General features: G+C 71.0%; 16 protein-coding genes. 13 read left to right on the top strand and 3 right to left on the bottom strand.

What is annotated here, in order from left to right:
- Nucleotides 1-702 precede the first annotated feature (702 nt).
- From ACZ434_RS17600 to ACZ434_RS17565, 8 genes are all read left to right on the top strand, one after another.
- Nucleotides 703-3,657, top strand: coding sequence for a M14 family metallopeptidase (locus tag ACZ434_RS17600; protein ID WP_468456652.1), 2,955 nt, complete (start codon nucleotides 703-705; stop codon nucleotides 3,655-3,657).
- Nucleotides 3,658-3,883: 226 nt separating this feature from the next.
- Nucleotides 3,884-4,891, top strand: coding sequence for a type I glyceraldehyde-3-phosphate dehydrogenase (gene gap, locus ACZ434_RS17595; protein WP_468456650.1), 1,008 nt, complete (start codon nucleotides 3,884-3,886; stop codon nucleotides 4,889-4,891).
- 161 nt (nucleotides 4,892-5,052) lie between these two features.
- Nucleotides 5,053-6,264, top strand: coding sequence for a phosphoglycerate kinase (locus ACZ434_RS17590; RefSeq protein ID WP_468456648.1), 1,212 nt, complete (start codon nucleotides 5,053-5,055; stop codon nucleotides 6,262-6,264).
- A 6-nt stretch (nucleotides 6,265-6,270) separates the two neighbouring features.
- Nucleotides 6,271-7,047: a triose-phosphate isomerase gene (tpiA, locus tag ACZ434_RS17585; protein ID WP_468456645.1), complete on the top strand. Its 777-nt coding sequence runs from the start codon at nucleotides 6,271-6,273 to the stop codon at nucleotides 7,045-7,047.
- Nucleotides 7,048-7,160: 113 nt separating this feature from the next.
- Nucleotides 7,161-7,391, top strand: coding sequence for a preprotein translocase subunit SecG (gene secG, locus ACZ434_RS17580; protein ID WP_468456915.1), 231 nt, complete (start codon nucleotides 7,161-7,163; stop codon nucleotides 7,389-7,391).
- A gap of 210 nt (nucleotides 7,392-7,601) precedes the next feature.
- On the top strand, nucleotides 7,602-7,937 hold the full coding sequence (locus tag ACZ434_RS17575; RefSeq protein ID WP_078066843.1) for an RNA polymerase-binding protein RbpA: 336 nt from the start codon (nucleotides 7,602-7,604) through the stop codon (nucleotides 7,935-7,937).
- Nucleotides 7,938-8,043: 106 nt separating this feature from the next.
- A complete protein-coding gene (gene pgi, locus ACZ434_RS17570) occupies nucleotides 8,044-9,696 on the top strand; it encodes a glucose-6-phosphate isomerase (protein ID WP_468456643.1) in 1,653 nt (550 codons plus the stop codon).
- Nucleotides 9,697-9,856: 160 nt separating this feature from the next.
- On the top strand, nucleotides 9,857-10,630 hold the full coding sequence (locus tag ACZ434_RS17565; RefSeq protein WP_468456641.1) for a hypothetical protein: 774 nt from the start codon (nucleotides 9,857-9,859) through the stop codon (nucleotides 10,628-10,630).
- 185 nt (nucleotides 10,631-10,815) lie between these two features.
- Here ACZ434_RS17565 and ACZ434_RS17560 read toward each other — a convergent pair whose 3' ends face one another.
- From ACZ434_RS17560 to ACZ434_RS17550, 3 genes are read right to left on the bottom strand one after another with little or no spacing between them, the layout of a single operon-like run.
- Entirely contained in the window at nucleotides 10,816-13,098 is a 2,283-nt protein-coding gene (locus tag ACZ434_RS17560; RefSeq protein WP_468456639.1) for an ABC transporter permease, read from the bottom strand.
- 40 nt (nucleotides 13,099-13,138) lie between these two features.
- Complete coding sequence (locus ACZ434_RS17555; protein ID WP_468456637.1) at nucleotides 13,139-13,891, bottom strand: ABC transporter ATP-binding protein; 753 nt, start codon at nucleotides 13,889-13,891, stop codon at nucleotides 13,139-13,141.
- Complete coding sequence (locus tag ACZ434_RS17550; RefSeq protein ID WP_468456635.1) at nucleotides 13,888-14,403, bottom strand: PadR family transcriptional regulator; 516 nt, start codon at nucleotides 14,401-14,403, stop codon at nucleotides 13,888-13,890. The genes ACZ434_RS17555 and ACZ434_RS17550 overlap by 4 nt, the downstream gene beginning before the upstream one ends.
- A 127-nt stretch (nucleotides 14,404-14,530) precedes the next feature.
- On the opposite strand from ACZ434_RS17550, the gene ACZ434_RS17545 reads away from it, so the two are divergent.
- The 5 genes from ACZ434_RS17545 to ACZ434_RS17525 all read left to right on the top strand — a co-directional run bounded on the left by ACZ434_RS17545 (nucleotide 14,531) and on the right by ACZ434_RS17525 (nucleotide 21,213).
- A complete protein-coding gene (locus ACZ434_RS17545; RefSeq protein ID WP_468456633.1) occupies nucleotides 14,531-15,802 on the top strand; it encodes an ABC transporter substrate-binding protein in 1,272 nt (423 codons plus the stop codon).
- Between the two features lie 209 nt (nucleotides 15,803-16,011).
- A complete protein-coding gene (locus ACZ434_RS17540) occupies nucleotides 16,012-17,631 on the top strand; it encodes a glycoside hydrolase family 13 protein (RefSeq protein ID WP_468456631.1) in 1,620 nt (539 codons plus the stop codon).
- A 44-nt stretch (nucleotides 17,632-17,675) separates the two neighbouring features.
- Nucleotides 17,676-19,004 carry an ABC transporter substrate-binding protein gene (locus ACZ434_RS17535; protein WP_468456912.1) on the top strand — a complete coding sequence of 443 codons (1,329 nt, stop codon included), beginning with the start codon at nucleotides 17,676-17,678 and terminating at the stop codon, nucleotides 19,002-19,004.
- Between the two features lie 5 nt (nucleotides 19,005-19,009).
- A complete protein-coding gene (locus tag ACZ434_RS17530) occupies nucleotides 19,010-20,377 on the top strand; it encodes an ABC transporter permease (RefSeq protein ID WP_468456629.1) in 1,368 nt (455 codons plus the stop codon).
- Nucleotides 20,374-21,213 carry a carbohydrate ABC transporter permease gene (locus ACZ434_RS17525; protein ID WP_468456627.1) on the top strand — a complete coding sequence of 280 codons (840 nt, stop codon included), beginning with the start codon at nucleotides 20,374-20,376 and terminating at the stop codon, nucleotides 21,211-21,213. Before ACZ434_RS17530 ends, ACZ434_RS17525 begins: the two co-directional genes overlap by 4 nt.
- Nucleotides 21,214-21,263 lie beyond the last annotated feature (50 nt).

Genomic DNA, 21,263 nt, shown 5'->3' with positions numbered 1-21,263 from the left:
CGGTTCACCTGGCGGGCTCCGGCCGTCCGGCGAGGTCGGGCACATGGTGCTTCGCGCCGTCGGACGGTCGGTCGGTTCGACCGGCTCCTGCCGGTTCACCCGGCGATCAAGTCGTCCGGCGACCGTCTCGCCGGGCGATCCGGTCGCCCGGGCGCCGAATCGTCTCCCCGGTCGGCCCGCGCGGCAGTCCAGTCGCCTCTCCCAGCCGGGTCACCTGCCGGTTCGGTCGTCCGCCGGTCGGTTCGTCTGTCCGTGGGCTCGGCCGGAGGTCGGTTCGTCTGACGTCGAGTTGCCCGGCGGCCCGCCTCACCTGACGGCTCGGGGTCTCTGGCGGTCGGTTCGCCTGGCCGTCGGGGCCTTTGGCGCGGGGGCTGTCCGGCGGTCGGTTCACCTGACGGGCGGGTTGTCCGGCTGCCGGTTCGCCTGAGGGCACGTTGTCCGGCGCTCGGTTCGGTTGGCCGTCCGGTCGGCCGGGGGCCGGTTCACCTGGCGGCCGGTTCACCTCGCGGACGAGTCGCCCGGCGGTCTCGCCGCATCCGACCACCGAACCCTCCGACGGGGGATCAGAACCCCGGAGTCGGCGGCCACTCGGGTGAGCGGAGAGGGTTGTCATGTGTCGCGATGGCGCCCTTGACTCGATCATGTTGTGTCATGAGCCTGGCACCTGTTCGCCGCTGTGGCGGACCACTCTCTGGGGGGCTCATGAGACACAGAGCGAGATCGATCCTCGCTGTCGGCACGCTCCTGATCGGCGGAGCGAGCATCGCACCCATCGCCCAGGCACAGCCCGGTGACCCCGTGGCCTCCGACCCCGAGGAGGTCAAGGTCTTCCGCGCCGAGGTCCGCCAGGAGCAGGTGCCCCTGCTCCTGGCGGCCGGGCAGGACGGCCACGAGCTCGGCGAGCGGGTGCCCGACCGGGGCACCGCCACCGTCGAGGTCTACCTCACCGACGGACAGGCGCAGAAACTGGAGAAGCAGGGCGTCGACCTCACCGAGCACACCCTCTCCGCCCGCGCGGAGAGCCGGGTGGAGGACGCCGCCGAGGGCGTGTTCCGCCCGTACAGCGGAAAGGGCGGCCTCAAGGAGGAGATCCTGCGCACCGCGCGGGAGCACCCCGACCTCACCAAGGTCGTCTCCATCGGAAAGACGGTGCAGGGCAAGGACATCCTCGCCCTGAAGCTCACCAAGAAGGCCAAGCGGACCAAGGACGGCTCCAAGCCCGCCGTCCTCTACATGTCCAACCAGCACGCGCGCGAGTGGATCACCCCCGAGATGACCCGGCGGCTGATGCACCACTATCTGGACACGTACCGGACGGACAAACGGATCAGGAAGCTCGTCGACACCACCGAGCTGTGGTTCGTCCTCTCCGCCAACCCCGACGGCTACGACCACACCTTCACCGACGGCGCCAACCGCCTGTGGCGCAAGAACATGCGGGACGTCAACGGCGACGGAGTCATCGGCACCGGCGACGGCGTCGACCTCAACCGCAACTTCCCCTACAAGTGGGGCTACGACGACGAGGGCTCGTCCCCCCACCCCACCAGCCAGACCTACCGCGGCGCGTCCCCCGGCTCCGAGCCCGAGACCAAGGCCGTCGACGCCTTCCAGAAGCGCATCGGCTTCACCTACGGCATCAACTACCACTCCGCCGCCGAACTCCTCCTCTACGGAGTCGGCTGGCAGGTCGCCACCCCCACCCCCGACGACGTCCTCTACGAGGCCCTCGCCGGAACCCCCGGCAACTCGGCCATCCCCGGCTACCACCCGCAGCTCTCCTCGGAGCTGTACACCACCAACGGTGAGGCCGACGGCCACGCGGCCAACGTCAACGGCATGGCGATGTTCACCCCCGAGATGTCGACCTGCCAGACCGTCTCCGACGCCGACCCCGACGACGAGTGGGACGCGCGCGACTGCCGGTCGGGCTTCAACTTCCCCGACGACGAGAAGCTGATCCAGCAGGAGTTCGCCAAGAACATCCCGTTCGCGCTCTCCGTCGCCGAGTCCGCCGCCCACCCCGACCGGCCGTCCTCCGCGGTCGGCACCGAGGCCGCGGACTTCACCCCGGCCGCCTTCGGTACGTCGTACGCGCGCGGCGCCGGCCAGGAGGTCTCCGTCGTCGTCCGCAAGTCCGTACGCGACAAGGAGCTCAAGTACCGCGTCAACGGCGGCCGTACCCACGACGCGGACCTCAGGCGCTGGAGGGGCGGCGAACGGTACGGCGGTGAGGACAACCTCTACTTCGACGAGTACCGGGCGAAGGTCGGGCACGGCGATCCCGGCGACACGGTCGAGGTGTGGTTCACCGGCGAGGCCCGCCGGGGCAAGAAGGTCGCGAGCGAGCGCTTCACCTACACCGTGGCCGAACGCCCCCGCGCGGACGTCCTGGTCGTCTCCGAGGAGGGCGCGAAGGCCACGCACACACAGCGGTACGTCGACGCGCTCAGGGCCAACGGCCACCGCGCGGCGGTCTGGGACGTCGCCGAGCAGGGCGCCCCGGACGCGCTCGGCGTGCTGAGCCACTTCCGCACCGTCGTGCACCACACCGGCGCGGCCACCCCGGGCGTCGCCACCCAGCTCCAGCTGCGGGCCCACCTCAACGAGGGCGGCCGGCTGATCGAGGCGGGCGAGCAGGCCGGCGGCAGCGTCGACCTCGGCGGCGGAGCCCTCTCCGACGACTTCAGCCAGTACTACCTGGGCGCCTACAGCCGCACCTCCACCCCCGGGGCCACCGGATTCACCGGCGCCGGCAAGCTGAACGGCTTCACCGGGCCGCTCGGCGACACGCCCGGCAACCCGCTGGACGACGCCGGCGCCTACGGCGTCACCTCGGACGAACTGCCCGCCGCCCGGTACCCGCAGTTCGCGAGCGCCGGTGCCGGACGGTTCCCGGGCACGGTCAACCCGTACGGGCCCTACGCCGGCTCGTACATGGCCGCCGCCGTGCACACCGACGACGGCTACAAGCGCCTCACCCGCACGATCGACCTGACGGACGTCACGGCGGCCGAGCGGCCCGCCCTGCGCAGCCGGCTGCTGTGGGACACCGAACCCGGCTACGACCACGCCGTCGTCGAGGCGCACACCGCCGGCGCGGACGACTGGACGACCCTGCCCGAGGCCGGCGGTGCCACCCGCACCACCGTGCCCACCGAGTGCGCGGCCGGGTTCCTCCTGGACGGGCACCCCTGGCTGGAGCACTACCTGACGCTGTCCGACGACGGCTGCGCCGCGACCGGCACCACCGGGTCCTGGAACAGCCTGACCGGGTCCTCCGGCGGCTGGCAGCAGGTGGAGTTCGATCTGAGCGCCTACGCCGGGAAGACGGTCGAGGTGTCCCTCGCCCATGTCACCGACCCGGGCAGCGGAGGGCGCGGCGTCCTCGCCGACGAGGCCTCCCTGGTCGTCGGCGGCACGGCCACCGGGACGGAGGGTTTCGAGACCTCCCTGGGTGTCTGGAAGGTCTCCGGACCGCCCGCCGGCAGCCCGGCCGTACTGAAGGACTGGACCCGCACCGGAGAGCTGTTCCGGACCCATGGAGCGGTCACCACCGACGACACGGTGCTGCTGGGCTTCGGCCTGGAGCACCTGACCTCGGCGGCCGACCGGGCCGCGCTGCTCGGGAAGGCGCTGGACGCCCTCGACGGGTGACACCGCACGCCGGCGCGGGCCGGTGATCCGTAGCGAAATGGGGTGAGAAGGGTCCCTCGGTCGGGGCGGTACCTGCCCTACTGGCGGGTAGGTACCGCACTGCCGGGTATGGGACAACTCGATGTCACGGCCGGGGCCCCGGAGAGGTAGGGTCGACAGTGGTCGGGGACATCCCAAATACAGCTCGCCGGCGTCACAGCCGGCGTACCAACGAGGAGATCGGTTCGTGACGATCCGCGTAGGCATCAACGGGTTTGGCCGCATCGGTCGCAACTACTTCCGCGCATTGCTGGAGCAGGGCGCCGACATCGAGATCGTGGCCGTCAACGACCTGGGCGACACGGCGACCACCGCACACCTGCTGAAGTACGACACCATTCTGGGCCGCCTCAAGCAGGAGGTCTCCCACACCGAGGACTCCATCACCGTCGGCGACAAGACGGTCAAGGTCCTCTCCGAGCGCAACCCCGCCGACATCCCGTGGGGCGAGCTGGGCGTCGACATCGTCATCGAGTCGACCGGCATCTTCACCAAGAAGGAAGACGCCGAGAAGCACATCGCCGGCGGCGCCAAGAAGGTCATCATCTCCGCCCCGGCGAAGAACGAGGACATCACCCTCGTCATGGGCGTCAACCAGGACCAGTACGACGCGGCGAACCACCACGTCATCTCCAACGCCTCCTGCACCACCAACTGCGTGGCGCCGATGGCGAAGGTCCTCGACGAGAACTTCGGCATCGTCAAGGGCCTGATGACGACGGTGCACGCGTACACCAACGACCAGCGCATCCTGGACTTCCCGCACAAGGACCTGCGCCGCGCGCGTGCCGCCGCCGAGAACATCATCCCCACCACCACCGGTGCCGCGAAGGCCACCGCGCTGGTGCTGCCGCAGCTCAAGGGCAAGCTGGACGGCATGGCCATGCGCGTCCCGGTCCCGACCGGCTCCGTCACCGACCTGGTCGTCGAGCTCTCCCGCGAGGTCACCAAGGAAGAGGTCAACGCCGCCTTCCAGAAGGCCGCCGAGGGCGAGCTGAAGGGCTACCTCGAGTACACCGAGGACGCGATCGTCTCCTCCGACATCGTCAACGCCCCGGCGTCCTGCACCTTCGACTCCTCCCTGACCATGGTCCAGGAGGGCAAGAGCGTGAAGGTCATCGGCTGGTACGACAACGAGTGGGGCTACAGCAACCGTCTCGTCGACCTGACGGTCTTCGTGGGCAACCAGCTCTGAGCGTGGAGCGGACGGCCTGATATGAGTGCAGGGCTCGGACGGTGCGACGACGCGCCGTCCGGGCCCTGACGCACGTATCGGAGCGGACGCCCTCTTCCGATCACGAGCGAACACATTGCCGATCATGTTGCCGATCACGTTGCTCTAGCCAGGGAGCCCCTATGAAGACGATCGACGAACTCCTCTCCGAGGGTGTCGCGGGCAGGCAGGTCTTCGTCCGCGCCGACCTCAACGTGCCGCTGGACGGCACCACCATCACCGATGACGGCCGCATCCGCGCCGTGCTGCCCACCGTCAGGGCGCTCGCCGAGGCCGGCGCCCGCGTGGTCGTGGCCTCGCACCTGGGCCGCCCCAAGGGCGCCCCGGACCCCGCCTTCTCCCTCGCCCCGGCCGCCGCGCGCCTCGGCGAACTCCTCGGCGCCGGCGTCGCCTTCGCCACCGACACCGTCGGGGAGTCCGCCACCGCCACCGTCGCGGGACTCGCCGACGGACAGGTCGCGGTCATCGAGAACCTCCGCTTCAACGCCGGAGAGACCAGCAAGGACGACGCCGAGCGCGGCGCCTTCGCCGACCGGCTGGCCGCCCTCGCCGACGCGTACGTGGGCGACGGCTTCGGCGCCGTGCACCGCAAGCACGCCTCGGTCTTCGACCTCCCCGCCCGGCTGCCGCACTACGCCGGCCACCTCATCGCCACCGAGGTCGGCGTGCTCAGGAGGCTCACCGACGACGTCAAGCGCCCCTACGTGGTCGCCCTCGGCGGCGCCAAGGTCTCCGACAAGCTCGCCGTCATCGACCAGCTCCTCGGCAAGGCCGACCGCATCCTCATCGGCGGCGGCATGGCGTACACCTTCCTCAAGGCCCAGGGCCACGAGATCGGCACGTCCCTGCTGCAGGAGGACCAGCTCCCGGCCGTCCGGGAGTACCTGGAGCGCGCCGAGAAGAACGGCGTCGAGCTGGTCCTGCCGGTCGACACCGTGGTCGCGGCCGAGTTCCCCGACATGAAGACCAAGGCGCCGTCCCACCCCGTCACCGTCGCCGCGGACGCCATCCCGGCGGACCACATGGGCCTGGACATCGGTCCCGAGACCCGCACGCTGTACGCCTCGAAGCTCGCCGACGCCGGCACCGTCTTCTGGAACGGCCCCATGGGCGTCTTCGAGCACCCCGACTACGCCGAGGGCACCAAGGCGGTCGCCCAGGCCCTCATCGACTCCCCGGGATTCACCGTGGTGGGCGGCGGGGACTCCGCCGCCGCGGTCCGTACCCTGGGCTTCGACGAGCAGGCATTCGGCCACATCTCGACCGGAGGCGGCGCCTCCCTCGAATACCTCGAGGGCAAGACGCTCCCCGGCCTCGCCGCACTGGAGGACTGACCCTCAATGACCACCCGTACGCCGCTGATGGCGGGCAACTGGAAGATGCACCTCAACCACCTCGAGGCCATCGCCCACGTCCAGAAGCTCGCCTTCGCCCTGGCCGACAAGGACTACGAGGCCGTCGAGGTCGCCGTCCTGCCGCCCTTCACCGACCTGCGCTCCGTGCAGACCCTCGTCGACGGCGACAAGCTGAAGATCAAGTACGGGGCCCAGGACATCTCCGCGCACGACGGCGGCGCCTACACCGGCGAGATCTCCGGCTCCATGCTGGCCAAGCTGAAGTGCGCCTTCGTGGCCGTCGGCCACTCCGAGCGCCGGCAGTACCACGCCGAGACCGACGAGATCGTCAACGCCAAGGTGAAGGCCGCCTACAAGCACGGCATCACGCCCATCCTCTGCGTCGGCGAGGAGCTGGAGGTCCGCGAGGCGGGCAACCACGTCTCCCACACCCTCGCCCAGGTCGAGGGTGGCCTGAAGGACCTCCCGGCCGAGCAGGCCGAGACGATCGTGATCGCCTACGAGCCGGTGTGGGCCATCGGCACCGGCAAGGTCTGCGGCGCCGGGGACGCCCAGGAGGTCTGCGCCGCCATCCGCGGCAAGATCGCCGAGCTCTACACCCAGGAGCTGGCCGACCGCGTCCGTATCCAGTACGGCGGCTCGGTCAAGTCCGGCAACGTCGCCGAGATCATGGCGCAGGCCGACATCGATGGTGCCCTGGTCGGCGGCGCCTCGCTGGACGCCGACGAGTTCGTCAAGATCGTCCGTTTCCGTGATCAGTGAGCCGGACCGGGAGTAGGCCGTAGGGCCGATCCGTCGTACCCTTGCGGGGTCCAGTCGTGTGCTGGGCCCCGCGTCGTCCATCCGAATCCGAGGAAGTTGGTCCAGCCGTGGTTATGGGGTTCTCCATCGCCCTGATCGTCTTCAGCCTGCTGCTGATGCTGCTGGTGCTGATGCACAAGGGGAAGGGCGGCGGCCTCTCCGACATGTTCGGTGGTGGCATGCAGTCCTCCGTCGGCGGCTCCTCGGTCGCCGAGCGCAACCTCGACCGGATCACCGTCGTGGTCGGTCTGCTCTGGTTCGCGTGCATCGTGGCGCTCGGCGTCATGATGAAGGTGAACAACTGACCCGAGGGCGGTTTCCGCTCGCATTTCCCGTCAAGGCCCCATGTTCGGTACGCGTGGCTGAGCGCGGCCTATCATGGGGCTTGCGTCTGGATGCGAGGAAAGGTAACTCCTATCACTGGACGCGCGTTGGGCCTTACGTAGACTGAGGCGCTCGCGGCGAAGCGGAAGGCCGACTCGCTTCGCGGCACCATCACGCAGGGAGTTACGACCGTGGCAAGTGGCAACGCGATCCGGGGAAGCCGGGTCGGGGCGGGGCCGATGGGCGAGGCCGAGCGCGGCGAGTCCGCGCCGCGGCTGCGCGTCTCCTTCTGGTGCTCCAACGGGCACGAGACACAGCCGAGCTTCGCAAGCGACGCGCAGGTCCCCGATACCTGGGACTGCCCCCGCTGCGGCTTCCCGGCCGGGCAGGACCGGGACAACCCCCCGGACCCGCCGCGCACCGAGCCCTACAAGACCCACCTCGCCTATGTGCGGGAGCGTCGCAGCGACGCGGACGGCGAGGCGATCCTCGCCGAGGCCCTGGCCAAACTGCGGGGCGAAATCTAGTACCGGCCCGGACTCCGGACACCCTCGGTCCTCTTCACCGCTGATCAATTAGGTTGGGAACAGCCGGCACAGCGGGGACACCCAAGGAAGAAGGCTGAAGTCCGAGATGAACGCAGACGGCCGTACGAGGCTCAACCAGACGCCCGAGTGGACCGCACTGGCCAAGCACCGCGAGGAGCTCGGCGAGGTGCGGCTGCGCGAGCTCTTCGCCGCCGACCCCGGCCGGGGCACCGGGTACACCCTTCGGGTCGGTGACCTGTACGTCGACTACTCCAAGCATCTGGTCACCGGTGAAACCCTGAGGCTCCTGCGGGAGTTGGCCGCCGCCACCGATGTGTCCGGGCTGCGCGACGCCATGTTCCGCGGCGAGAAGATCAACACCACCGAGAACCGTGCCGTGCTGCACACCGCGCTCCGTGCCCCGCGGGACGCCGTGATCGAGGTCGACGGGGAGAACGTCGTCCCCGCCGTGCACGCCGTCCTCGACAAGATGGCCGACTTCGCCGGCCGGGTCCGCTCCGGTGAGTGGACCGGCCACACCGGCAGGCGCATCCGCACCGTCGTCAACATCGGCATCGGCGGCTCCGACCTCGGCCCCGCCATGGCCTACGAGGCGCTGCGCGCCTTCACCGACCGCGACCTCACCGTCCGCTTCGTGTCCAACGTCGACGGCGCCGACCTGCACGAGGCGACCCGGGACCTGGACCCGGCCGAGACGCTGTTCATCATCGCGTCCAAGACCTTCACCACCATCGAGACGGTCACCAACGCCACCTCCGCGCGGACCTGGCTGCTCGCCGCCCTGAAGGACGAGGCCGCCGTCGCCAGGCACTTCGTCGCCCTGTCGACGAACGCGGAGAAGGTCGCCGACTTCGGCATCGACACGGCGAACATGTTCGAGTTCTGGGACTGGGTCGGCGGACGCTACTCCTACGACTCGGCGATCGGGCTGTCCCTGATGATCGCCATCGGCCCGGACCGCTTCCGGGAGATGCTCGACGGATTCCGCATCGTCGACGAGCACTTCCGCACCGCCCCCGCCGAGTCCAACGTGCCGCTGCTGCTGGGTCTGCTGGGCGTCTGGTACAACAACTTCCACGACGCGCAGTCGCACGCGGTGCTGCCGTACTCGCACTACCTGTCGAAGTTCACCGCCTACCTCCAGCAGCTCGACATGGAGTCCAACGGCAAGTACGTCGGCCGGGACGGGCGCGAGGTCGACTGGCAGACGGGGCCGGTGGTGTGGGGCACCCCGGGCACCAACGGGCAGCACGCCTACTACCAGTTGATCCACCAGGGGACGAAGCTGATCCCGGCCGACTTCATCGGCTTCGCCGAGCCCGTCGCCGAACTGAGTGACGAACTCAAGGCGCAGCACGACCTGTTGATGGCCAACTTCTTCGCGCAGACCCAGGCCCTCGCCTTCGGCAAGACCCCGGACGAGGTGCGCGGCGAAGGCGTGCCGGAGGAACTCGTCCCGCACAAGACGTTCAAGGGCGACCACCCCACCACCACGATCCTGGCACGCGAGCTCACCCCGTCCGTGCTCGGCCAGCTCGTCGCGCTCTACGAGCACAAGGTGTTCGTGCAGGGCGCGATCTGGAACATCGACTCCTTCGACCAGTGGGGCGTCGAACTCGGCAAGGTCCTCGCCAAGCGCGTCGAGCCCGCCCTCACCGAGGGCGCGGACGTTCCCGGCCTGGACCCCTCCACCAAGGCCCTCGTCGCCACCTACCGGGAGCTGCGCGGGCGGCGGTGAGCACCCTGCGGCGCAAGCGGGCGGCAGGAGGCCGCCCGCTTACCGTAGAATCCCCGGCGATCATCGCAGCGAGCGCTCGGGGGAGCACAAGGTGGCACGTACGTCCGGAAGTTGGACCGGAGGCACACTCAGGGCCCGGACCTTCCTGAAACCCCACCACGTGGCGAAGGCGGTGTTCCACCCCGCGTGGATCCCGCCGTCGCTCGACCCGTCCATCGAGCGGCTCAAGCGCGTCCGGGTCATCGCCGGAGCGGTCGCGTCCATCGGCGTCTACACCGTCCTGGAGGGCGGTTTCCAGGTCACGGAGCTGCTGGAGAACGCGCTGACCGCCTCGGCGGTGCTGCTCCTGCTCACCCCGCTGACGGTCGGCGTGATGCTCTTCGTCTGGCGGGGCACCGGTACCGTGCGGCAGTTGAAGGTGCCGCTTCTCAACTCCCTCAAGCTGCTGCTGCTGTTCATCGGCTGCGTGGTCGCACTGGTGCTGCTGGTGCAGTCGACGAGCGCCGCCGGGGGCAACCCCCTGATGATCCTGGGGGTGGGCGCGGCCATGATGTGGATGCTCGTCTTCGTCGCCTCCGGCGCCGTGCGCGTCTCCGGCAACTTCTTCGGCACGGCCGCGGTGCACCGCTGTCTGCCCGCGCTGCTCGCCACGGTGACCACCTGGCTGATGGCGATCCCCGACCTCGTCACCGGCGATCTGCACGGGCTCAGCCTCACCATGGGCATCGTCTTCATCCTCGGCGCACCGGTGACCGTCTCGGCGATCGCCCTCGCGGAGGTGGGGCGGCTGAAGCGGCGCTACGGGGTTCGGCTGGGGGCGCATCCGGTGAGTCTGCCGCCGATGCCGCCGCCGATGCCTCCGCCCGTGCCGCCGGCGGGGCTGCCGCATGTGCCGCCCCAGGGGAATCCGTATGTCCGGGGTGGGGGCGGCTGACCGGCTGACGTCGTCGCGCCGAGGGTTTCCTCGCCCCCGCCGCCCCTTCCCGTCCCGTCCTGGGGCTCCGCCCCAGACCCCGCTCCTCAAACTCCCCCGGAGGGGGTACCCCCAGAGGGGCTGGAATCAGCCCCTCCGGCGTTTGCGGAGCCGGGGGTTCGAAGGCAGCGCCCCCGGAATGCGGGTCAGGCTGCCGCGCTCAGGGTGTCCGCGAGGCGGCGGCGGGCAGCGCGTGCGGCCGGGAGCGCGGCGAGGGCGGCGGCACCCAGCACCGCGGCCGTGCCGACGAGCAGCAGGAGTACGGGGGAGGGCCCCTGGGCGATCCCGGCGCCGATGCCGCTCGACCTCCCCTGGGCGTTGATCAGCCAGTGCGCCAGCGGCAGCCCCAGGGCCATGGCGAGCACCACCGCCACCAGGGCCGTACCGGCGGTGGCGGTGACCGTGACGGCGGTGATCTGCCGGGGGGAGAGGCCGATGGCCTTGAGCGCCAGCAGATCGCGCTCGCCCTCGCGGACCGTGCCGCCGATCGCCGTCAGCAGTTCGATCAGCCCGATCAGCGCGAGGACCACGACCAGTCCCAGCACGACCGCGCGCAGCGGGGACAGCCCGTCCGCCGGATTGGTCACCGTGTGCACGTCCAGATGGCCCCGGCCCGCCTCGGCCAGCCGGGCGGCGACCGCCTCCGGGTCGGCGCCGGACTCCAGCCGGAGCTGGTAGAGGCTGGGCCGCAGGTCCGGGTCGTTGGCGCGGAGGGTGTCCAGCGAGGTGGAGATGACCCGGCCGGCGTTCTCCGGTTCGATGCTGCGGCCGACGATGTGCAGGATCTGCGGCTGGTCGCCGACGGTCATGCGCACCCAGTCGCCGACCCGGACGTGCAGCAGATCGAGCAGCCCCTGCCCGGCCACCGCCTCGTCGGGCCCCCGCGCGGGGCGCCCCTCGGCCAGCGTGAACGGGTACGGCTCCCGGTGGGTGCCCAGTCCGCGCAGGGCGATGGTGGCGGTCTGGCCCGGGACCAGCGCGGCCACCTCCACGCCCGGGTAGGCGGCGACGACCTGCGGATCGCGCTCCAGCAGCGCGCGGGCCTCCCGGTCACCCAGCGAGGCGTCCGCGCGGACACCGAGCGCGGTGGGCATCCCCATCCGCTCGGGACTGCTGTGGAAGCGGTCGATGGTGGTCCAGGCGCTCAGCGCCACCACGATCAGCAGCAGCGGCAGCGCCAGCCTGCCCACCGCGCCCAGCGAGCGCGGCCGGAGGGTGAACGCCTTGTGCCAGCCCAGGACCAGCGCCGGTGGCACCCCCGCTCCCAGCGCCCGCCGCGCCACACCGGTCAGCCGCCCCGCCGGGGGTGCCACGGGCCGCGGCACCGGCACGGGCGGCACCCGTCCCGCCCGCCAGGCGGCCAGCCCGGTGGTGGCGCCGATGAACAGCACCGCCCCCGCCGGTACGGCGAACAGCGCCACGGTGTGCCCGGGCAGCCCCCGCCACACCTCGACCGCCTCGCCGAGCCGACCCGGCACCGCGCCGCCCAGCGCCCCGGTCAGCGCGGCGGCGGCCACCGCTCCGAGCAGGGCGTAGACCAGGTGCTGGAGCACGAAGACCCGGACGACCTGGCCGGGCGTGAAACCGATCGCCTTGAGGATGGACAGATCCCGCAGATGGCCCCGGATCCGGGTGGCGATCGCCCCGTGCACGGCGAACCCGGCGGCGACCAGCGCGCCCAGACCGAACAGGCCGAGCACCTGCCCGAGCAGCCGGTTGTCGCCCTGCGCCTCGGCGCGTGCCTGCTGCCAGGTGGCCACCTCGCCGATCGCCCCGGCGCCCAGCTCGGTCACCGCCCGCTGCACCGCGTACCCGGTGTCGCCCGGATCGGACAGCCGCAGCCCGACGACCTGACCGCCCGGTTCCGGCACGGCCGAGGGCAGGGCCCACACCAGGCCCGTGCGCTCACCCGGCCGGTAGCGCGGCTCGGCGCTGTCGGCGATCCCCACCACGGTCAGTCTCCGCGCGGTGCCGGGCACGGTGAGCGTGTCACCGGGGGCGGTCAGCAGCGCCCGGGCGAGCCGGCTCTCCAGGACCACCCCGTCCGGGGTGGCCGGGTCCAGCCAGTGCCCGGAGGTGATCAGCGGGCGGCCCACCCCGGGCCTGGCCGGAGTGCCGCGCAGTTCCACGGAGGCACGGCCGCCCTGCGAGGCGAGCGTGACGGAGGCCGTCGGGTAGGGGCCGGCGACCGACTCCACCCCGTCCAGACGGGCCAGCTTCCCGGCATCGGCGGCGGTGGTGGTGTGCAGCGTGACGTGCGCGCCCCGCGCCTGCGTGAAGACCCGCTGCCAGGGGTTGGTGGCGTAGCCGAACAGGGCCGCGGCCAGCAGCAGGGACGCGACGATGCCCGCGGTGGCGAGCACCAGGAACAGCGCCTCGCCGCGGTGCGTGCGCAGATCGGAGTGCGCCCAGCGCAGGGTCGCCCGCACCGGCGGTCAGTCCCTCGGACGACGGTCGTGACGGCGCATGTCAGTCCTTTAGCTCCAGCACACCCGATATCCCGGTCCGGCGCGGCGGTGTGCCGCCGTCCAGCTCCGCGTCGTCGGCGATCCGGCCGTCGAAGAAGCTGATCACCCGGTCCGCGGCGCTCGCCAGCCGGGCGTCGTGCGTGACCAGCAGGATCGTCTGCCCGCGCTGGTGGAAGCGGGACAGCAGCCGCATCACCTCGCGGGTGCCCTTGCTGTCCAGGCTGCCCGCCGGTTCGTCGGCCAGCAGCAGCGGCGGATGGTTGACCAGCGCCCGCGCGAGCGCGACCCGCTGCTGCTCACCGCCGGACAGCTCGCCCGGCATGCTGCGCTCCTTGCCCGCGAGTCCGAGCTCGGCGAGGAGTTCCTCCCGCCCGGCGCGGGCCTTCCTCGGAGCGACCCCGGCGAGCAGGGCGGGCAGCTCCACGTTGTCGGCGACCGACAGATCGGAGACGAGGTTGAAGAACTGGAAGACGATCCCGATGCGCCTGCGGCGCTCCACCGCCCAGCGGGCCTCGCCGTAGCCGTCGGTGCACTCGCCGTCCAGCCAGATGCTGCCCGCGTCCGGGCGCTGGAGCCCGCCGAGCAGATGCAGCAGCGTCGACTTGCCGGCTCCGGACGGGCCGGTGATCGCCACGAACTCGCCCCGCGCCACCCGCAGGTCGACCCCGCGCACGGCATGCGCCGGGGCGCCCTCGCCGTGGTGCGTCTTGACCAGGCCTTCGGCGCGCAGCACTTCAGCGGTGTGCTCGCTCACTGAAGCTCCTCCAGCTCTTCCTGGCACCGTTCCAGCCAGTCGAGGTCGGCCTGCAGATGCAGCATCGCGCCCTCGATCAGCAGATGGGAGATGCGGTTGTCCCGGTCCTCGGCGGCGGCCAGCTTCGACAGCTGCCGCATGGTGTTCAGATACTGGCGCCGCTGTCTGTTGATCAGGGCGATCTGGTCGGCGAGACCGGTCTGCGGGGCCAGGGCCAGTTTCATGAAGAACTCGTCCCGCACCCGCGGTTCGTCCGCCGTCTCCTCGTACCAGGCGCGCAGCGCCTCCCGCCCGGCGTCGGTGAGGTGGTAGACCTTCTTGTTGGGCCGGCTCGACTGCTCGATGTCCTCGCCCTCGATCAGTCCGGTCTTCTCGAGGCGGCCGAGGGTGACGTAGATCTGGCCGACGTTCGGCTGAGGGTACGCGGAGCCCAGCAGTTGCTCAAGGTCCTGCTTGAGCTCATAGCCGTGGGCCGGGCCACGGGCGAGCAGCGCCAGGAGGGGCAGCCGCACTCGTGCTCTCCTCCTCGCGTCCTGTGGGCAATGTGCCGCAGGCCCTAGTATCGCCCATACCTAACGGGTATACATGGCCTCTGACCCCGGCAAGGGTGCCCGGGTGCCGGTGTACAGGGAGGAACCTATGCGGTGGATCCATGCCGCGGGTAGGGGCCTCCTCGTCCTGGTCGTGGTCCTGACCGGTTACGTCGCCTCCGGAGCCGGGGCGGGAGAGGCGGCCGGGAGCGGTCGCGGACCGCTCACCCTGGCCACCGCCGGGGACCTCACCGGCTATCTCGGCACCGTGCTCGACGGCTGGAACCGCACGCACCCCGGCGAGCAGGTCACCCTCGTCGAGCTGCCGGACTCCGCCGACGAGACCCGCGCACAGATGATCACCGACCTGCGCGGCGGTGAGCGCGGCCGGTTCGACGTGCTCAACATCGACGTCAGCTGGACCTCGGAGTTCGCGGCCGCCGGGTGGATCAGCCCGCTGCCCCGTGACCGCTTCCCGCTCGGCACCTTCCTGCCCCCGGTCGTGGGCACCGCGACCTACGACGACCGGCTGTACGCCGTCCCCTACGTCACCAACGCCGGGCTGCTGCTGTACCGCAAGGACGTCCTCGACGCGGCGGGCGTCCCCCCGCCGCGCACCTGGGCCGAGCTGGAGCACACCGCGAAGACCCTCGCCCCCGAGCACGGACTCGGCGGCTACGCGGGCCAGTTCCTCCCCTACGAGGGTCTGACCGTCAACGCGGCCGAGGCCGTCTACTCGGCGGGCGGCACCGTCCTCGGCGACGAGGGCGAACGGGTCACCGTGAACTCCCGCGCGGCCCGGGAGGGCATCGGCTTCCTGGCCCGCGGCATCCGTGAGGGCTGGATACCCGAAGAGGCGCTGACGTACAAGGAGGAGGAGTCCAAGCAGGCCTTCCAGGACGGCAGGCTGCTCTTCCTGCGCAACTGGCCCTACGCCTACGTCGCCGCCTCCGGGCCGGGCTCCGCGGTCGCCGGCAAGGTCGGTGCCGTACCGCTGCCGGGGCCCGACGGTCCGGGCACCAGCGTGCTGGGCGGCTCCAACCTGGCCGTCAGCAGCCACGCCCGGCACCCCGACTCCGCCGCGCGCCTCATCGCGTACCTCACCAGCGAGCGCGTCCAGCGCCAGGTGCTCACCCGCGGCGCGCTGCCGCCCGTACGGGCCGACCTGTACGACGATCCCGAACTGGTCCGGCGGTTCCCCTACCTGCCGACCCTGCGCGAGAGCGTGCGCGCCGCCGCTCCGCGCCCCAAGAGCCCGCACTACGACCAGGTGAGCCTGGTGGTGCAGGCGGTGGTGCACGACGCGATGACCGGGCGGCAGACGCCCGAGGCCGCGGTGCGCCGACTGGCGGGCGAGCTCGCCGCCGTCTCCTCGCGCTAGACCGAGAAGCGGACACCTTCCCGTCACCGGGCTGCTAGTTACTTGTTAGGTAACGCCGACATCTCAACTGTGCCCGTTACATCCTCTTATCTCCCTATACGTCGACGGCAACCGCCCGGTAGCTTGGGCGACTTCATTGACACCGTCTCGACACCCCTACCTAACATGCATGCATAACGAACAGCGCTCCTCACAGACGGGTCAATGGGGTGAACAGGCACTACTGGTGGCGTGACGCGGTGATCTACCAGGTGTACGTCCGCAGCTTCCTGGACAGCACCGGTGACGGCATCGGCGATCTCGCCGGGGTCAGGGCGGGACTGCCCTACCTGAAGAAGCTCGGCGTGGACGGGATCTGGCTGAGCCCCTTCTACCCCTCGCCGCAGCACGACCACGGCTACGACGTGGCCGACTACCGCGACGTGGACCCGGTCTTCGGCGACCTCGCCGAGTTCGACCGGCTGGTGGCCGCCGCCCGCCGCCTCGGCATCAAGGTGCTGCTGGACATCGTCCCCAACCACTGCTCCGTCGAGCACCCCTGGTTCCGTGAGGCCCTCGCCGCCGCCCCCGGCAGCCCCGGGCGCGCCCGCTTCCACTTCGCCGAGGGCCGCGGACCGGACGGCGCCGAGCCGCCCAACAACTGGCACGCCATGTTCGGCGGCCCCGCCTGGACCCGCGTCACCGAGCCCGACGGCCGTCCCGGCCAGTGGTACCTGCACATGTTCACGCCCGAACAGCCGGACTGGAACTGGCGCGAGCCCGAGGTCGCCGCCGAGTTCGACCGCACCCTGCGCTTCTGGCTGGACCGGGGCGTCGACGGCTTCCGCATCGACGTCGCCGCCGGCCTGTTCAAGCACCCGGAACTGCCCGACTCCCCGGACCCGGAGGCCGACGCCCGCACCCGCGACTCGGTCAACCCGCTCGCCTGGAACCAGCCCGAGGTGCACGAGGTGTGGCGGCACTGGCGCGCGGTGTGCGAGGAGTACACCGCCCGCGACGGCCGGGAACGGCTCCTGGTCGGCGAGGTCTCCGTGCCCACCGCCCGCGAACACGCCCGCTACGTCCGCGCCGACGAACTCCACCAGGCCTTCTTCTTCGACCTGCTCGGCGCCCCCTGGGACGCCGACGCCTTCCGCAAGGTCATCTCCGAGGCCATGCAGGACATCGCCGGCACCGGCTCGACCGTCACCTGGGTCCTCAACAACCACGACCAGGTCCGCACCGTCACCCGCTACGGCGAACCCGCCCCCGAGGGCAGCGGCCTCGGCGCCGCCCGGGCCAGAGCCGCCGCCCTCCTCATGCTGGCCCTCCCCGGCGCCGCCTACATCTACCAGGGCGAGGAACTGGGCCTGCCCGAGGTCGTCGACCTGCCCGACGACGTCCTCACCGACCCGATCTTCCGCCGCACCGGCAACCGGGCCCGCATACGCGACGGATGCAGGGTGCCGCTGCCCTGGTCGGGGCAGGCCTCCCCGTTCGGCTTCACCTCCGGTGCCCTCGCCAAACCCTGGCTGCCGCAGCCCGAGTACTTCGCCGAATACGCCACGCACCGCGCCCTCGCCGACACCCGCTCCTCCTGGCACCTGTACCGCGACGGTCTGCAACTACGCGCCGCCCTGGAGCAGTTGGGCGAGGGCACCCTGCGCTGGCTGGACACCCAGCCCGGCGTCCTCGCCTTCGCCCGAGGCCACGACCTGGTCTGCGCCGTCAACTTCGGCACCGCCCCCGTACCCGCTCCGGTCCCCGGCACCCCGCTGCTCGCCAGCGGGCCCTGCCCGCCCGGAGTGCTCCCCGGCTCCACCGCCGCCTGGTGGATCGACGGCTCCTGAGAAGCAAGTCCGGTCAACTCCCGTATCCCGAAGGGACATCGATGATGATGCGACGACGTACCACCCTGCTCACCGGATGCACCGCCCTCGTCCTCGCGCTCGGCGCCACCGCCTGCGGCGGCGGCGAGCCCGTCGCGGCCGGCGGCGGCGACAAGTCGCTCGACGGCCAGACCGTCACCGTGGCCGGCGTCTGGTCCGGCAGCGAGCAGAAGAACTTCCAGAAGGTGCTCGACGCCTTCACCGAGAAGACCGGCGCCAGGACCCAGTTCGTCTCCACCGGCGACAACGTCTCCACCGTCGTCGGCAGCAAGATCGAGGGCGGCACCGCCCCCGACGTCGTGATGGTCCCGCAGGTCGGCGTGCTCAAGCAGTTCGCCGAGAACGGCTGGCTCAAGCCGCTCGACAAGAAGGTCACCGCCACGGTGGGCGAGAACTTCGCCGAGGTCTGGCGGAACTACGGCAGCGTCGACGGCACCCTGTACGGCCTCTACTTCAAGGCCGCCCACAAGTCGACCGTCTGGTACAGCCCCGAAGCCCTCGAACAGGCCGGCGTCACCCCGCCGAAGACGTTCGACGCCATGCTGGAGGACGGACGGACCGTCTCCGACTCCGGACTCGCCGCCTTCTCCGTCGCCGGACAGGACGGCTGGACCCTCACCGACTGGTTCGAGAACGTCTACCTCTCCCAGGCCGGACCCGAGAAGTACGACGCCCTCGCCGCACACGAGATCAAGTGGACCGACCCGACGGTGGTCGAGGCGCTCACCACCCTCGGCACGCTCTTCAAGGACAAGCAGCTCATCGCCGGCGGCCAGAAGGGAGCCCTCAACACCGACTTCCCCGGATCCGTGGAGAAGGTCTTCGGCCCCGAGGCCGAGGCCGCCATGGTCTACGAGGGCGACTTCGTCGCCGGTGTCGCCAAGGACCAGTTCGGCAAGGCCATCGGCACCGACGCGAACTTCTTCCCCTTCCCGCCGGTCGGTGACGGCGAGGCGCCCGTGGTCAGCGGCGGCGACGCGGCCGTCGTCCTCAAGGACGGCAAGAACGGCAAGGCCGGCATGGCGCTCCTGGAGTACCTGGCGAGCCCCGAGGCCGCCGCCGTGTGGGCCGAGGCGGGCGGCTTCCTCTCCCCGAACAAGAAGCTCGACCTCTCCTCCTACGGCGACGACGTCACCCGCGCCACCGCCGAGTCCCTGATCGCCGCCGGTGACTCGGTCCGCTTCGACATGTCCGACCAGGCCCCCGCGGCCTTCGGCGGCACCAAGGGCGCCGGTGAGTGGAAGATCCTCCAGGACTTCCTGCGCGACCCGGCCGACCCGGCGAAGACCGCGGCCGAACTCGAGGCCGCCGCCGCCAAGGCCTACGGGAACTGACGGCCATGACCGCCACCGTGGTGAAAGAGGCGAGCCCTCCGGCACCTGTGCACCCCGACGGCGCGCGCGGCCGCCGCCTGCGCCGTCGGGGGCGGGTCATCGCCCTGCTGTTCGTGTTCCCCGCGCTGCTCCTGCTGGGCGCGCTGGTCGTCTACCCCGTGCTGTTCTCCGTCGGCCGCAGCCTCTTCGACGCCACCGGCAACGAGTTCGTCGGCGGGGAGAACTACGCCGAGATGTTCCGCGACCCGACCACCCTCACGGCCATCCGCAACACGGCCGTCTGGGTCGTCGTCGCGCCCACCCTGCTCACCGGGCTCGGCCTGATCCTGGCCGTCCTGGTGGAGAAGGTCCGCTGGGCCACCGCCTTCAAGCTTCTGCTGTTCATGCCGATGGCGGTGTCCTTCCTCGCCGCCGGCATCATCTTCCGGCTCGCCTACGACGAGGACCCGGACAAGGGCGTCCTCAACGCCGCCGTCGTCTCCGTCCACGACGCCTTCCGGGGCAGCTCCTCCTACCCGGCCGCCCGGGCGCGTGACGGCGAGGGGCTGACCAAGGGGACGGACGGGTCGTACAGCACCGGCGCGGACGTCTCACCCGGCGGTACGACGGCGGCGCTGGGGCTGGTCGGCGTCGCCCCCAAGGACCTGCCGGGCGACGCCGAACCCGCCTCCGCGGCGGCGGCCGGGAAGGCCGGCGCCGACGAGGTGCGCGGCGTGGTCTACCTCGACTTCACCCCCGGCGGCGGAGGCGAACCGGGCGTCGTCGACCGGGAGGAGAGCGGGCTGCCCGGCGTCACGGTCGAAGCGGTGCGGGACGGCGGGACGGTCGCGCGGACGACCACCGCGGCCGACGGCTCCTTCCGGTTCACGGGCCTGGACAGCGGCTCGTACGCCCTGAGGCTGCCGTCGTCGAACTTCGCCGCGCCCTACGACGGCATCTCCTGGCTCGGCCCGGCGCTCGTCACGCCCGCGATCATCGGGGCGTACCTGTGGATCTGGACCGGGTTCGCGATGGTGCTGATCGGCGCGGGGCTCGCCGCCCTGCCCCGGGACGCCCTGGAAGCGGCCCGCATGGACGGCGCCAACGAATGGCAGATCTTCCGCCGGATCACCGTCCCGCTGCTGGCACCGGTGCTGACGGTCGTCTTCGTGACGCTGGTGATCAACGTGATGAAGGTCTTCGACCTCGTCTACATCATCGCGCCCGGACCCGTGCAGGCGGACGCGACCGTGCTGGCGACACAGATGTGGCTGGTGTCGTTCGGCGGCGGCAACAACCAGGGGCTGGGCAGCGCGCTCGGCGTCCTGCTGCTGCTCCTGGTCATCCCGGCCATGGTCTTCAACGTCCGCCGTTTCCGAAGGAGTGAACGATGAACGCGGTGCGGCGCGCGCTGGGCAACACGGTGGTGCAGGCCTTCCTGGTGGTCGTCGGGCTGGTGTGGATGACCCCGCTGGCCGGTCTGTTCCTCTCCTCGCTGCGGTCGGCCGAGGACACGGCCAAGGGCGGCTGGTGGACCGTCTTCACCAGCCCGGGGGAGCTGTCCTTCGACAACTACTCGGCGCTGCTGGAGAACTCGGGCATCACCCAGGCGTTCTGGAACACCGTGCTGATCTCGGTGCCGACGACCGTGCTGGTCGTGGTGGTCGCCGCGCTCGCCGGATACGCCTTCGCCTGGCTGGACTTCCCGGGGCGTGAACCCGTGTTCCTGGTCGTGGTCGCGCTGTTGGTGGTGCCCGTGCAGATCGGGCTGCTGCCCGTCGCCAAACTCTTCGGGCAGCTCGGGCTGTTCGGGACGATCCCCGGTGTCGTGCTCTTCCATGTGGCGTACGGGCTGCCGTTCGCGGTGTTCCTGCTGCGGAACTACTTCGCGGAGATGCCGAAGGAGATGCTGGAGGCCGCGCGGATGGACGGGGGGAGCGAGTGGCGGATCTTCACCCGGCTGGTGCTGCCCGTGGGGCGGCCGGCGATCGCCTCGCTCGCGATCTTCCAGTTCCTGTGGGTGTGGAACGACATGCTGGTGGCGTTGTTGTTCGCGGACAGTTCTTCGCAGCCGTTGACTGTGCAGTTGCAGTCGCAGATTCGGCAGTTCGGGAGCAATGTCGATGTGCTCGCGCCGGGGGCGTTCTTGTCGTTGATCGTGCCGGTGGTCGTGTTCTTCGCGTTTCAGCGGCACTTCGTGCAGGGGGTTATGGCGGGGTCGGTGAAGTAGGGGTGGGGCGGTGGGGGATTTCGCCCCCGCCGCCCCTTCCCGTCCGGTCG

The sequence above is a fragment of the Streptomyces sp. NPDC030893 genome (assembly GCF_055571535.1).
This window is presented reverse-complemented; position numbering and strand designations above follow the sequence as displayed.